This window comes from Acinetobacter equi, from assembly GCF_001307195.1.
Lineage (GTDB): Bacteria > Pseudomonadota > Gammaproteobacteria > Pseudomonadales > Moraxellaceae > Acinetobacter > Acinetobacter equi.
Window position 1 is genome coordinate 739,343 of record NZ_CP012808.1, and the last position, 15,264, is coordinate 754,606.

Annotated in this window: 9 protein-coding genes; 3 read left to right on the plus strand and 6 right to left on the minus strand. The window is 32.2% G+C overall.

Going from position 1 to position 15,264, the window contains the following annotated elements:
- Positions 1 to 9: 9 nt before the first annotated feature.
- The 6 genes from AOY20_RS03515 to dptF form a co-directional block, all read right to left on the minus strand.
- On the minus strand, positions 10 to 567 hold the full coding sequence (locus AOY20_RS03515; RefSeq protein WP_054580575.1) for a hypothetical protein: 558 nt from the start codon (positions 565 to 567) through the stop codon (positions 10 to 12).
- Complete coding sequence (locus AOY20_RS03520) at positions 557 to 892, minus strand: hypothetical protein (protein ID WP_054580576.1); 336 nt, start codon at positions 890 to 892, stop codon at positions 557 to 559. The genes AOY20_RS03515 and AOY20_RS03520 overlap by 11 nt, the downstream gene beginning before the upstream one ends.
- A gap of 12 nt (positions 893 to 904) precedes the next feature.
- Positions 905 to 1,963 carry an ATP-binding protein gene (locus tag AOY20_RS03525; RefSeq protein WP_054580577.1) on the minus strand — a complete coding sequence of 353 codons (1,059 nt, stop codon included), beginning with the start codon at positions 1,961 to 1,963 and terminating at the stop codon, positions 905 to 907.
- A gap of 406 nt (positions 1,964 to 2,369) precedes the next feature.
- The gene (gene dptH, locus AOY20_RS03530; RefSeq protein WP_227510360.1) at positions 2,370 to 6,338 is read right to left on the minus strand and encodes a DNA phosphorothioation-dependent restriction protein DptH; all 3,969 of its coding nucleotides are present in this window, start codon (positions 6,336 to 6,338) and stop codon (positions 2,370 to 2,372) included.
- A complete protein-coding gene (gene dptG / locus AOY20_RS03535) occupies positions 6,319 to 7,629 on the minus strand; it encodes a DNA phosphorothioation-dependent restriction protein DptG (RefSeq protein WP_054582530.1) in 1,311 nt (436 codons plus the stop codon). The genes dptH and dptG overlap by 20 nt, the downstream gene beginning before the upstream one ends.
- Positions 7,630 to 7,631: 2 nt before the next feature.
- Positions 7,632 to 9,236 carry a DNA phosphorothioation-dependent restriction protein DptF gene (dptF, locus tag AOY20_RS03540; RefSeq protein ID WP_054580578.1) on the minus strand — a complete coding sequence of 535 codons (1,605 nt, stop codon included), beginning with the start codon at positions 9,234 to 9,236 and terminating at the stop codon, positions 7,632 to 7,634.
- A 389-nt stretch (positions 9,237 to 9,625) separates the two neighbouring features.
- On the opposite strand from dptF, the gene AOY20_RS03545 reads away from it, so the two are divergent.
- The 3 genes from AOY20_RS03545 to AOY20_RS03555 are packed head-to-tail and all read left to right on the plus strand — an operon-like array spanning position 9,626 to position 15,263.
- A complete protein-coding gene (locus tag AOY20_RS03545) occupies positions 9,626 to 10,123 on the plus strand; it encodes a hypothetical protein (protein WP_054582531.1) in 498 nt (165 codons plus the stop codon).
- On the plus strand, positions 10,120 to 12,303 hold the full coding sequence (locus AOY20_RS03550) for a hypothetical protein (protein WP_054580579.1): 2,184 nt from the start codon (positions 10,120 to 10,122) through the stop codon (positions 12,301 to 12,303). Before AOY20_RS03545 ends, AOY20_RS03550 begins: the two co-directional genes overlap by 4 nt.
- Positions 12,300 to 15,263, plus strand: coding sequence for a tyrosine-type recombinase/integrase (locus AOY20_RS03555; RefSeq protein ID WP_054580580.1), 2,964 nt, complete (start codon positions 12,300 to 12,302; stop codon positions 15,261 to 15,263). Before AOY20_RS03550 ends, AOY20_RS03555 begins: the two co-directional genes overlap by 4 nt.
- Position 15,264: the final 1 nt, after the last annotated feature.

The following is a 15,264-nucleotide window of genomic DNA, read 5'->3' on the forward strand; positions in this document are numbered from 1 at the left end:
AACCTAATTTTAGAATGCATTACGTGCACGCTTAATATTTACTGGAAAGTCCCTATCATTCGCCCAGGGTAAATAGAAACCATGTAAATATTCTTCAATCTGAGATAATTCACTTGTATCATCAAATTCACAGTAATGAATCGTTACATCTTGATGATACATCGCTAAGGCAGTTCTCACCTTATCTCTTCTTTCGATACCAGATATCTGAATATAGTTTCTAAGTCTTTCTCTTAATGGATTTGTTGAACCACGCTCACCTGCTATTCCAACATAAAAAACACACTCAGGTAACCGATTAACACGTTCTCTAGGTCCAACTGAAAAAAGATAAATTCCACATTCAGTGGCACGTGTTCTATCTTCCGACAAATATTTATCTAATTCTGTATACTTGACCGACACCCAATTAAAGTTATATCTAGATAATATTGCTCCATATGTGTCCCAATATCTTGGAGCAATTGCTATCTTTTGAATGGAGCTTTTCAAATAGAATTTATCAGATTGATCTTGATACTCCTGATATTCAGGCGATAGAAAGTCTAAAATATCTCTAGTTGCCACTCTTAATCCTTATCTTTTCAAACACACAAGCTAAAGCACACAGTGGTACTAAAAGCTCAAGATCTTTTCTAACAAAAGTCGCTTCTACAAATACACCTTTGTCAGATTCATAAAGCTCAGTAATACGCTTCACTCCACGCTTATGAAGCTCTTTTCCTAATCTGCCTAAATTAGAATAATGCTTAAAATATTCTTCTAGTTCATAACCATGCTGCGTGGAATCATACCATTCACGTAATGTCACAATTTCTGCAGCTTTTTTAGCTGCAGAAATTTGCTCTTTCCGTAGTTGAACTTCGCTTTTTGAAGATTTAGAATTACTCATTACTAATTCCCCTTAAGAAACTTCAAATTGTTGACACAGCTCCCAGAAGGCTTTGTCTTTCATCTTCACTAGTTTCTTATGACCATCAATATACAAGCTATAATGTTTATCAAGTTTACGAACCGTTTCCATTAAGTGTTCTTGCTCAGATTTATCATCCACATTAAATATTGCTTTGATATCACCGTTGCTAATCTGCGCAACGCGATGGATTACCCAAGTCAAGATATAGGCAGAGTAGTTATTTTCCCCAGTCTTAAAGTGCGTAATATCTTGTGTAGATAAGACCACGCCTACCCCATACTCACGTCCTTCCTTAAGAACCTTGCGTAAACTTGGGAAATCTTGCGACATAAAATTATCAGCTTCATCAACAAGAATCATCTTTGTTATTTGTCGATAGTCACCTTGAACTTGTGGTTTACCTTGTTTCTGCATCTGTGAATAAAACAGATCCAAAGTTAGAGCAACCACAAGATTTTGAACTTGTGGTGGATACCCTGCTAATTCGATAACCAAAACACCATCTAACAAATCATACAAACTTGAACAAAGATGATTATCTGACTCAAAAATTTCTAATTCATTTAAGCTTTCAAGAGCAGCGTACAAAGAATCAATTGATGGATCAGTCGCTTCGAATAAATTCCAAATATCTTTAATTGTTGGCGCTGGTAAATGCCATGTAGATGCATCGGCCCTATCAATTCCAGCTTGCTCATAAGCATCTAGAACCAATTTACGTAATGTTGCTTGCTGTTTAACACCTAGTCCAAATGCCTTAGCCATCGTGTCAGAAAAACCACGAGCAGTATGCACAGGCAACATTGGTGTATCACCAAATAAACTCAATGGATTATAAGGTAACTTATAAAGTTTATGTCTCTTAACAGCATTGATTTCTACAAACTCATCATCTACATAATCTGATTTGTAGTCGAAAATCAACATACCGATTGGCGCTGAATTGACATTAGATTCTTGGTTCTGCATCAATTGCGTAATGAGCGACTTGGTAAATTGCGTCTTACCAGTACCCATCGTACCAATAATGCCTGTATTGGTATTCATGAACTTAGCTGTATTCGTAGGTTCCCAATACAATTGCTCATGTGTTACAGCATTAGAACCAAAATGAATCTGTAGAGGATTTATGCTTTTCGGTACAGGATCTACAGGATCTACAGGATCTACAGGATCTACAGGATCTACAGGATCTACAGGATCTACAGGATCTACAGGATCTACAGATCTACAGGATCTACAGGATCTACAGGATCTACAGGATCTACAGGATCTACAGGATCTACAGGATCTACAGGATCTACAGGATCTACAGGATCTACAGGATCTACAGGATCTACAGGATCTACAGGATCTACAGGATCTACAGGATCTACAGGATCTACAGGATCTACAGGATCTACAGGATCTACAGGATCTACAGGATCTACAGGATCTACAGGATCTACAGGATCTACAGGATAAGATCTACAGGATCTACAGGATCTACAGGATCTACAGGATCTACAGGATCTACAGGATCTACAGGATCTACAGGATCTACAGGATCTACAGGATCTACAGGATCTACAGGATCTACACCAAGGTCAATCGTAAAATAGTCTGTTTTTCCATTTAAAATAAAATGATCCGGAATATTAAATAAACTTCTACTATCTACTTGATCAAGTAAAACTTTTAATGGCGTAGAAATAAATTTATTTTGACAAGCTCCAGGGAGTTTAATTACAAGAATATCTTCTTCCAAACCAAAACTTTCTAAGAAGAACGTATCACTTTCAATAAAAGCTAATACAAACCCTTTTGGATAATTTTGGATATTAGCTAACTGATAATTTCCTCCCAACCACCACTCTCGATTTTGAAGCAACTGATCAAAGTAATTATCAGGATAGGTTTGGTAAAGCTGATACTTCTCAATCTGCATCATAATTTGTCGAATGAATAAACTTCTATAAATATGTCCTACTAAATCCTGACGACCGAATAAGCAAGTTTCTAAATATTTTTTTAACTTTTGTGCCTGAAGAATCCCTTTATCATGTTTTTGTTTTTGACCAACTTTTACTTCTAACGGTAGTAAATACATCTGTTGGTCTTTAAAACCAACAAATAGAACATCATCCGAAATAACTCCATACTTTTTACCTTGGCAATAAGTACTAAAGTCAGATTCACTCATTTTTAAACCAATATTACCGGATACACGAATCATTTCAGCAACACTGAGTGGAACCCAAGTAATATCACTATTGTATAGAAATGTATTCACATATTTATAAGCAGCAATAATGCTTTTTTTCTCTCGACGATCTTTGTCTTGAAGCGTCAGCATTTTTAATAGCCACTCACCATTAAAGGCATTAAACTCATCAATTCGTCCTGCTTGACCTTGACTTAGAATTTGGTCATAAAGATCTCGGCGCTTAGTTACCGTGATAGCATCATAATGTGCAGAATTTGTGTAATTATCAGAATAATGGATGAGTACAACATCCTGTTGTGTTTTAAAGAAATCTAAAGTGACTTTAGGATCAATGATTACTGTCCACAAGCTATCCTCATAGGCACGATCAAGTAGCCTTTGTAGCTGATTTGAAACTTTTAAGGATAAACCATTAGACTCATAAAAATTCTGATTTTTCCATGCAGCATGACTCAAGGCACTATATCGCTGAACAATTTGAAGTAATGGTTTATCACATTCAATTCCTTTTAAGCCAGCAGTAGTAAAGTACGTATCTTGCTGGTGATAAGAAGTCTCACCAGCCAATAAGCCATTACATGCTATCCCCGTTTTTTCTGCTTTTAAATCCACGTTAGCAACTTCAACAGGTGTATTATTTCGAACAAATGTCAGATGTGCATACTTAAAGTTATCTTCATCATTAATTTCAAATTTACTATATGTAATACGTCTACGAATAAGATCTGCAATTTGATCTACACTATTATCTGACAAAGTTAGCTTACACAGTTGTTTCAGCTTCATTTGACTAACAGTATCTGCTACTTCATCAAAATATGTTGTAGTTAATTTTTCATCATAAAGATTAATGTGAATATTAGGTACTTCTTGAGGTTTAAGCTTCTGAACAAACCCAACCAAACCTAAAAACAACTCCTCATTAGATCCATTATTTATAGAATTTATTAATAAAGTGTCTCTTTCACCCTGATTAAATAAAATCTTAAAAGCTTCTACAAATTCAGCTGTTTTTTGTCGAACTAAGGGCCTGATATAATTTAATTGCGTTTGTTTCTGTGGAATGATCTGAAGCCACATCGGATGCTCAACAACAGCTTGACTATAACTAAATTCATACTCAGGATGCCAATTAAAAGGAATTAATCCTTCTGCACTTAAACGCCGTAGCGTTGTATTATGTAAGGTTTTAAACGCTGCTGTAGAGTCATCTAAACATTCATTGACCAAATTCAAAAAATACGAAAGATTCAATGGGTGAAATAGCGTGATATATTCCTTTCTATCTAATACACAGAACCCTAAATTCACGAGAGTCTTTTCCCCTTGTGATAGCATACGTTCAGTAGGAATCTCATGAATGAGCTTTACATATTCTGTAACTACCCGATTTACAATCGATCTTAATTCTGCCCCCCATGAAACTAAACTTAAAGCTGTATTTTTATTTTTCAGATAATCATAAAGCTGCGTATAAGCAGTATAAAGTTTAGGATAAAGTACTGCTAAATCCTCAATTAGAATTTTACTACCTCTAACAGTTTCTGTAGAAAGCATTTTGTTAGAAATAAATTCCATTTCTAACTCAAGTAACTTCTTATATTCATTTTTAGATTTATACTCTCGACCTAAGAAGGAAATTCTTGAGTTTTTAGGGTTATATACTCCAAACAATTGATCATCGAAGAAATACTGGTAGGATTCTAAATTAAAGATTAGTGGTAAATTTAAGCTTGATACAGAGAGAATACCCTGTATTTCAAAGGTTAAATTATTTTGACCTTTATTTAATACGAAATTAACTTGTTCCTCTGTATTTAAGAGCCTATCAAAATCTACTGTTCCAAATTGATTTGTATCTACACTTTCTCCAGATTTAGATAAAGTATAAATTGTAGTAATTGAGGAATCAAAAATAAACTCTGATTGGTCTGTTTCAAGAATAATAAATTCTTTATTAGGTACCAATAAAAACTTATCTTCAAATGAACTCACGGGGAAAACTTTTTCTGGGATCAGTAACACTCTAAACTTGAAACACTCTTTTGGCTTTGATCTCTTAATTTCAAAATTTAGATATTTAGGTATACCATCAAATTCTGTTTCTAAACTTAAGATTGTTTTTTTATTAGAGCGGTTATTAATTTTAAAATTTAATTGTTTCTTAAATTTATTTGAGATTTTTATTTCATCTTCAGAAAGTTGGCCTTTTACGAATACAACATCCAAGCTAATCATGGACTGATCTGGAGTCACTTCTAGAATCAAATGATGATCACGACTAGAAGAACTCCCTTTTTGAGAAATAGCCCCCTTGGTACGATGATATTGTTTTTTAGCAGAGGTAGACAACTCAGAAAATTCTATCAGATCTACAGAATTTTTCTCTCGCTCTTGCTGACATGCACCAAAATCTAAAGTTTTTCGCCATGACTCTAAATCATCATTTGAGAAAAAATTATCAATAAACTTTTCACTAAAATCCAAATCGACTAGTTTTTCAACATACTCAGTTGGAAATTGCTCAATAATATACTCAATATCTTCTTTGAGCCGCTTATTCTCATCTAGCCTTTTTTCAATTTGATTAATATTAGCTTGACTCCAACTTTGCAAAGCAGAGTCATTCAGATATCCAAGTTCATTGAACTCTATTTTTCCATCGTACACAGCATTGAACAATTCTCTAAAGCCAAACATTGTGGCGCCATCAGCACAAATTAACTCAAACTGATGATTTAGTAGTTGTTTAGAAATTTCATTATCTTTGAAAGAGCTCTGATCAATAAAATTCAGTAGGGCTTCATAAATAGCTCTAGGATTCCAAATGTTGTCAGTCAAAGTTAAATCTTTAGATGAATTATTTAAAGTATCTAGAGATGAATTATGTATTATAAGTAGAATAGAGTCCTTAAAATTTCCTATTTGGCTTGAAACATGATCTCTCAAATAAGAAATATAATTTTCTGAATATCCAGAATCACTATCTGAATGAAGTACTGGAATCACTCTACATCCATTTACAATGAAATACTGAATCTTTTCATTGTGTAAATAGAATGATGATTCTGATGTACGACTAAAAGCTTGGAAAAGTTTTAGACTATTCTCATCATCTGGTGATTTAAAGTGGAGTTTTTCACCAATTCTTAAGTGATTTTTTGCCCAGTCAAAAAATAATTCAACCAAAAAATCTTCATATTGTTTTTTTGACATAAATTGCATCCCCACTATCACTCATTTTTTCAACATTACCCAAACGCTCATAAAAACTGACTAAAGCTTTTCTACTTTCTTTATCAAAGAAAATTCCTCGTAGTTCTAATCCTTTAATAACCTCATACAAGCGTAATTTCTCTCTTTCACCAATCACTAAATTTGTTAATAACAATAAATATTCTTGAGTGAGTACAAATACTGTACCTGCACTTCCTCGAGTCTGTGTAAAAGGCTTTAAGATAATATTTTTAATTGTGCGTACTACATTTGAATTCCGACTTGCCCTAGTTTCACCTTTCTCAAATTGAGCTTTATATAGGTGCTGTAATGCCTCAAGAGCCGACTCTATATTCTCAAATTTATCATCTTTTATTTTTAAGCTTCTATTTTCAGCAAATGCTAAATAATAATTTTCTAAGGTTTCTAAATCACTATTTTTTAAAAGTGTTACTAATTTCCATAAAGGAAATTTTTGACCTGCAGGATTCGGTAAACTTTCACATAACGCTAAAGTAGGAAAAATAGAATCCAAACCCTTTTCGACTAATTTATAACCACTTCTTTGGAGACAAGCTCGCTCTCGACTCGCTTTTTCACTGTCTAATATAAAATAACAGTCTTTAACAGATGGCTCATTCGCTTCTTTCCAACCATTAATAACAATAGATAATTGTGCTGTATATAAACAAATATATAACTCTAAAAATAACTGTATATTTTCTAAGAAATATTTTGAATGATTTGTTAGAAAAACTAAGTCTTCAGCAAAAACTTTAGACAACTTTGGTAAATAAGAATTTAAACCTTCATAGTCTGGAATACGACTTGGGAAAGAATTCTCAAATGTTTGATAAATTTTTTCTTCTATAAAATTCAGATTAGTTACATCATTGTTATAAACAAAATCTTTCTTAAAAAGCGTCTTTAAAAGACTTACTATTCGTTTTTCAGCTGATAGATTTTGAGCATCCTCAGATAACGAAAAAATGCGTAATTTAGGTGAAATCTTAGAGATATTATTTTCTATAAAATAAATATCATTAATCATAGCCCAAGCTTCTGAGTCAGGAATTTCATCTTTAAAACTTTGTTCAAAGTTCTTATGAAATTTCTTTAATTCATCTTCAAATTTACTTAATTTTTTTTCAGCTAGTAAGCCATAAAGCTCACTTAAGAATAAGTTAGTAACCTTCTCCCAGTTAAAGTCATTACTATTTTCATTAGTACTTATAGGATAAAAACTAGCCATACTATTACTTGTTGGCTTTAGAGCAGCAATTAAACTCATCATTAATACCCTACCTCTATGTATTCATCTTCACGAATAAATTTAATTTCATTTAAATTTGACTTAAAATTAATTTTATTAGATTTATTTGCAAAATTAAGCAAGCGATTTACGATTTCATTCAATATAACAACAACACTTCTATCATTTTTATTTGGTCGATATCCTGCTCTTAACCTACTGAGTAGCTCATATAAATTAATATCTATACTAAACTCAACTGTAGGGTCACTTTCATTTTCTGAAAAATCCTTAATACGGATATAAACATTGAAATAGCCTTTACCATTTTTAGGCTGTTTTTTCTCTATCGCTGAAAAATCAGGAGTAAGATTTAAGTGGGAAACAACTTTATAATTACCATACTCTGCTATTAAAAATTGATCATCCTCTAAATATGGCACCTTTTTGTTGATATATCCCCTAATTGCATTTAATAATTCTTTATTATAAAAATTTCGAAGAACTAATCTTGACTTTACAGCATCATAATATGTGTGATGCCTATATATATCTAGGTAGGCTAACAGTAAATTTTCTGAAAAATCATCTGTAAATTTTTTATGATAGTTATTTCCTAAATTTAAAAACTTTAATATATAAAATAATCTAATATAAGAATTCGAATCACTTAAATTTTTAATATACCACTCCTCCGATAATATTTGCTTAAATGCATCAAAATCATCAGTAAGAGTATTAAGCTCATAAGCTATAACAAATCGATCAATCGTCTTTGTTCTTAATCTAGATGGATCAAATTCAATTGCTTTTTCTAAAATCTCATTTTCATTACATAAAAATAGATTATTAAATAAATAATCTTTCTTAGTAATTAATTCATAGATCAAATCTAAAAATGTTCTTGCTGTAATAAATTGGTTTCTAAATAATCTAATTTTTAAAAGTAATTCAATTAATACTTTTTGGATCTGTTCATTACATAATAATTTGTAATTAACAAATTTAAGACAATCTACACTATCTATGCCTGTAGATTCTTCTTTAATAAAGAGTTCATAAAGTTTAGATGTCGGAGACGTAATTCTTGTCAAAATTCTTGTAATAAATTCACTTTTATATCCATCTTCAACAATTTCAAACTTTGGATAATCTTCAAAATTTATAAAGTTGAAATCATCTGAACTGTCTTTTTGTTCTAAATATTTTTTAATTTTTTCTCTGACACTTAGGAGCTCTGCTTCTTCAGCATAATTTCCCAACATCCCAATATTGATCCCGATCACCAGCGAATGGCTACCAGTTTCAAATTCGCTAAAAATTCGATCTAAGGTAACAATAGCATTATCATGAGGTTCAAAACTATGAGTCGCATCTAAATGAAAGTGTATATATGGTTGTGTGAATTTTTGCTTTGCTCGCAACATTAGTTCAGACTTTCCATCCCCACTACTGCCACAAAGAAAAATAACTTTTTTAGAATCTGAATTAATCTGTGCTAATAATGACAGAAAATCCTCTTCAATAGGCATTGCCACATACAAATCAGATTTAATTTTAGATAATTCTAAATCACGATCATTTTCAGTAGAAACTGCAAATGAAGAAGATTTTGATAAAACACTTAAAGCATCAATAAAACTCATCAGTCCCTCTGATTTAGCAATATTTTTCTCTTCTTATTGTGCCATGCCACAACCTTGAATTCACTAAAGATCAACTATTTTTATTTAGCTAGGCTATGCTCGTTCCAAATGAGCTATTTTGCTAACAAAAAATTGTCACAAATAAATTCAAGTATTTTATTTTTATTAGTTTTCCATCTAAAAATATAAATAATTAGACGTTTCATTTGACTAAAAAATGTATGCTAATGCCATAGCCATAAAATAAAAAAATAGTGGATTATTATTGTGTTATTTTTAGCCAATTGGCATGTATGGGGAGACAAAATTCAATGTCTGTAAAAAAGAAGAGCTCTCATTATTTCAATGTGCCTACAAAAAATCTGCAATTAATGTGTTATCCAAAATGTATGTATGCCTATCAAATCTGGATCGCTTTATTTTTCCAGCTCAATGAGAAACAGCAAAACTATCATTTTGATTTAACTTTTAAACAGAAAATAGACATTCCTATTCTTACAACAGCCAAAGCTAATCTCTATTTTTTTAGCAGTCATTTTAGCTGGATCTATGCCTACTTTTATGACCAGAGCAAAACTGAATTAAAATTCAAAGCTTATGAAAAAAATAATTCATATGAATTCATCATTCATGCTTTAAGTGAAGTAAGGGCCTTACTCTGTTCTAGCTTACATAACTCGATTAAGGGCTTAGATATCATTGCACATTCGCTAAATGAACAATATCTATCTGACCACATTCAGGAGGTTTTTGGTCATAAAACTTTAACTATCAATCACCTGCGAGAACTATCAGGATTATCCAAATCCAAAAGTCCGGTAAGTTCTATTTCAAATTATGCAGGCCCACTGTCATTAGAAAAAATTCTGGCAGGAATTTCATCATGAATGGATACAATTATTTAGAAGATACTCAAGAATTAAAGCTTGAGCCATTTCGAAACTTCTATCAAAAATTAGCAGAAGCAAAGCTGATAAATCACCAGAATTCAAGCAAGCTCAATGACTTTATACAATATACTGAAACTATTAAACTTAATAATATTATAACTCAACAACTTGCTGATACATCAATCAGCAACTACCCTCTGGCTCATTACCTTATTGCAGTCATTAACACCCCATCAGCATATCAATCAAATGCACTAAAATGGGCCATTTTTAATACCCAATGTATTGAATTACTCAATCATCAAGAACATGCAAAAACCGTTGCTAATCTTTGTCTGCGCTTTCGTTTAGCAAGCACAAAAACACCATACCACTGGCTGTATAATTTTTTACCTAAGAATCTCCCCATTGAACTCAAAGAGTTACTAAAATTTTTAGAAAATGCTGAAGCAGAAAATAAAAAAATGCTAGCTCTATCTACTCCAAATTTAAGTGAAAAACAGATTGGACAACTCGCAGAAATCCGTGTCGTATATCAATATGCACTTAACCAAGAGGAACGTCAAAAAAGGCAGCGTACTACTACGACAGTGATTTCAGAGCCACGTCAAACTAATATTTTAAAAACAAAAAAGCTCTCTCTAGATAATGAGCATACATTTCAGACCTATCTAATTGAAGGTATTACTAAACAGTCAACTGAAGATAAAAGCTTTGAAATATTGGAGGATCATAACTTTGTATTTAATACACTAGAGCAGCATTCTATTACGGCACAAAGTATTAATCTCAGAAGTAAAATTTTGCATAAAAACAAAAATGAGCTTATGACTAAGTCTAATCCTCGTGTATTTGATCTAGCCACCGCACAATACATTATGAATGCTTTATTCAAGCAAACAGAAAGCTCTCCAATACATACCTTGCTTTTATTTTCAGTACTTAGTCTTACTCATTATAAAGAATTGCCAATTTTTCAAAAAAACTCTAAAAACACAGCTAAAACGAAGAGTATTTCTCTAAAGCCAAACCAATGCTTCTTCAAACAAAATTTTGAAGTATCAAAGTTTAAAGATTTCGTTTTAAAAGAACATATGCTGAATACCACAAATTCTTTTACTATTCCTCTACCAGGAGTTTACCTAAAATCTCTTACTCAACTCAAAAAATGGGATCCGGCAGATTTAGATTCTGAAGTACAAGAACACTTACACAGAATTAATAAAAAATTAACGTTTCAATTAACTGCACAAAATCTCCCTCGTCTACTTAGTGACATCACTCTGAATGAACTTGGCTACGAACTAGAAAGTAAACTCCTCCTTGGAGAAAGCGTTCAACATTATATTCCTTGCCACTATTTCTCAACAAAAATTATAGATATTTTAGGTATTTACACTCAAGCAATTACTCTTACTCTACCACAATTAACATCTGATTATGTTTCAGACTTTACTGGCTCAAATTCATTCGGTAGTCAGCAAACCCCAGATATATTCTTTGTGAAATCTTTTTTTAATCAGCTAGACCAACGAGTTCGAAAGAATCCAGACCCATTTCAAACCTTAAATAACTATTCAATTTGGCTTTGGCATATTTGCATGCTACTGACCTCAGCACGTCCAAATGAATCTTTCCCACCGAGTTTAGACTATATCGATCTAGAAAATAAAATAATGGCTGTTGCAGATAAAGAACAAAGATATGCTGGGACCATTGGACGCTATCTTCCATTTAATGATTTTTTACGCCATGAAATAGAGGCCTACCTACGTTATTTAAAACACTTTCAGAATTTAATGAAACCCTGTATGTCTAAAGAAAAAATTCAAGCGATTCAAGAAGTTTTTGAGAGTAAATGCCCCTTCCTTTTGTTCTATGACCAACGAGCATTTATCCGTAATTTAATGCTCTCTGACATTCATCACTACTGTAAAGAAATCATTTTACAACGTAATTGGACTCGTCATTTTTCCCGTTATTTTTTAGCACAATACTGCAATGAAGATGTCCTCAAAGGTGTCTTTGGCCACGATGAAGCAATGCAAGAATTATTTGATCGCTATTCTAGTTTTCAACCTAATGATTATGAACAGATCCGAGTAGCTCAAAAAAAATTGATCGAAGCCATAGGAGTTAAAAGTATGTCAACTTTTAATGGAGTTCTGATCATATGAGCAAACATCCACATGCCTTAAAACGCTTAAACAGACATAAAAAAAATAAGGAGTTTCTTCTTAAATTATTTAGTGAGAAATGCTCAGCACTAACAGATGAAAGCTATCCAAACATATGTCGCCAGATCGATCTTCAACTTCTAGAACACTACAAATCTAATATTCTTAGTTACCAAATTGCACGCTTTGAATTTGCAAAATATATTAAGCGATTTAACCTCTCATCTGGGCAGAACTTTCCCATTCCTGCATCACCTATTCATCACGAAAGAAGCTCTCCGCTACAAAGTATCGAGACATTAAAACATGGTAAAAAAGTGACCCATTTTGCTCAAAATATATTAACTTACTGGGAAAAGCATTCCGAATTCAGCCCTATTCAATCTCTTGGCTTTTGTCTAATTAGCAGCATATTATTTAATGGTATTTATGATGATACGGAGCTGCAAAAGTTTCTGAAAGTCATTCTAAAGACAAAAAAGTTTCAAAGTTTTTTAAACCAAAATCATATCGTCTCACTAGAAATACCAAATCAAAAATTTGGTAATCAGCGTATAAAAAACCGTAATTTCTCAGTCAGCTATACGAAAACGTTTGTACTCAATGATATTGTTAAATGCTGGATCTACAGACTAAAATATCAAGAGTTTAATCTATTCTCAGAACTTAATGATCCGGAAATCATCGTTAATAATTGCATTACAGAATGCCTTCCCACAGAAAAAGTACGCTATAAAGATCTTTTAAAATATGGTTTTTACTACACACAGTTTTTAGAAAATAGTGGCTTAGATCAAATGTCGATCTGTATTTTAAAAAATGATATTTGTAACTCTAGTCCACTTTCAAAACAGTTAGCGACTTATTTTGTGCAGTTTGATCAATCAACGACTATTACCATTACAAATAATTTAGACAGCTCTAATAAGCCACTACCCTCTCCTCAAACCTCTACTGATTCGGCTGAATTTTTAGTTAAAATTCGTCGTGCAATTCGTTCAAAAAACTACAAAAATCAACTTATAGATCTATACACACAAGACTTATCTCCAACTCTAAGTCGCTTATTGTTTTGGAGTATTCTGCGTTCTAAATTAAACGAGCAACAATTAGATCGTCTCAATCATATTATGCAGCACAAAAAATTGCTTAAGCAACACTTAACTCAAGCAGATTTTCAACCCATTAAACAAAGCTCACTTAAAACCATGTTTTCTCAATTTGCTGTTGGCTGGCTACTAGCAACTCAAGACAAAGATATTTCTTCATTTTCAGCGGTTGATTTTGAAGATCTATATGGAGAAATGCTTTTACTAAAAAAAGAAACAGCCCGTGCAACGTTACAAAAACGTCTACTGGAATTTCATCATAAACAAAGTTTATTTTTTAATGCTCCCTCTGTCGATTTAGATAATTTAATCCAAGCTAAAATATGTAAAACAGCACTGATTTCACCACATCTTTTCCATGAAATGCTACACCAGCTTGAACATGTACAAAACATACCTACACAAGATAAAACCATGTTTAAACTGTTTTTTATTCTTAGTTTTCGAGTTGGTCTACGCATTAATGAAACATTAAATATCTTCGTACGCGATCTTTTTATTACTGATGATGAAGTAATCTTAACGATCCGGAATAACAGAAATAAAAGTCAAAAAAGCAGCTCTGCTTATCGTAAAATTCTTTTACATCATTTGCTAAAAGATGATGAGTTACGTTTATTTAAAACATATAGTCTCAATCGAAAACAGTTGCTGAAAGAGCAAAAAAAATCATTTTCACAGCCACTGTTTTTAAAGCAATCATTGCAAGAAAGTAATGAAAATGAAGTGAACTTACTACTCAAACAACTCATCCAACCTATTTTTGGAGAGCATAACTTTACTTATCATAGCCTGCGCCATTCGGCTTTTAATCACATATATCTTGTTTTAAAAAATTCTGAACTTGCTAATGAATTTACAGACTATACACCAAATGAGCAACTACGCATCCGATATGCCTTGCTACGAAACAACAATACGCAACAAACCTGGTATGCTCTCTCCCACTTTGCAGGACACCTTACACCAGAAACAACCTGTTCAAGCTATCTTCATCTTATGCATTTAGCGATTACATATCAACTTAATCAGATAAAAAGTCCACTTTCTAAAGAAGCCTACTTTAATATTTTAAAATACGATGATTCAATAAAGTATCCAGTTCAGCAAAGATCAATAAAACAATTCTTATTTAATTACCTAACTAAAGACCGTTATAAACAACATAATCATAGACATCAAATAAAACAACAAGCCACTGATTCTATGATACTAGGAGCATACAACTCCGAAATAACTTTTGAACTTTTACATCACATTCTTACCGTAATAAAGGAGGAAGATCTTCTATTACCCGAAACTATTCCTTTACAAATAGCAATAAAATTACGTGCTAGGGCTCTACATTTAAAAACATCATATGTAACCCAAAAACAATCATCAAGGTTATTTACAACGGACTTTTTAAAAAAAAATCCCAACTCTCTAGTAACTATGTTACCAACCAATCAAGATGAGAAAAAGATCATCCACTATACCCAAGAGCGTTATGCAACATCATATAATAAACATAAGAAACAATTGAATACTCTCTATTCTATTTATCTTGAAAAAGTTCAACCAAATTCACCTCAGCTCATTTTTGAGATCAATGAAAAAAGGCAACTGAAAAAATTTCTATCTTTTATTATCAGCCTATTTCCAAAAAAATATCTGCATTTAGAGCTATCCCAAATAAGTAAGAAGTTGCTTAAAAATACCCTACAAAATTTAAAGTTTCAGACAGAAAATTTTACATTCAATGAAGAAGAAAAACGAATTAAATTCAGTTTTAAATGTACAAATCAAAAAGCTCTCGGAGTATTCAAACTTTTGATGTACTTAATGATTGTGGCTCATATGAATATTTAAA

Excerpts from the sequence above, each read along its gene's own strand:
- AOY20_RS03550 (WP_054580579.1), top strand. The coding sequence starts at position 10,120 with ATGAATGGATACAATTATTTAGAAGATACTCAAGAATTAAAGCTTGAG.
- AOY20_RS03545 (WP_054582531.1), top strand. The coding sequence starts at position 9,626 with ATGTATGCCTATCAAATCTGGATCGCTTTATTTTTCCAGCTCAATGAG.
- dptH (WP_227510360.1), bottom strand. The coding sequence starts at position 6,338 with ATGTCAAAAAAACAATATGAAGATTTTTTGGTTGAATTATTTTTTGAC.
- AOY20_RS03525 (WP_054580577.1), bottom strand. The coding sequence starts at position 1,963 with ATGAATACCAATACAGGCATTATTGGTACGATGGGTACTGGTAAGACG.
- AOY20_RS03520 (WP_054580576.1), bottom strand. The coding sequence starts at position 892 with ATGAGTAATTCTAAATCTTCAAAAAGCGAAGTTCAACTACGGAAAGAG.
- dptG (WP_054582530.1), bottom strand. The coding sequence starts at position 7,629 with ATGAGTTTAATTGCTGCTCTAAAGCCAACAAGTAATAGTATGGCTAGT.
- dptF (WP_054580578.1), bottom strand. The coding sequence starts at position 9,236 with ATGAGTTTTATTGATGCTTTAAGTGTTTTATCAAAATCTTCTTCATTT.
- AOY20_RS03555 (WP_054580580.1), top strand. The coding sequence starts at position 12,300 with ATGAGCAAACATCCACATGCCTTAAAACGCTTAAACAGACATAAAAAA.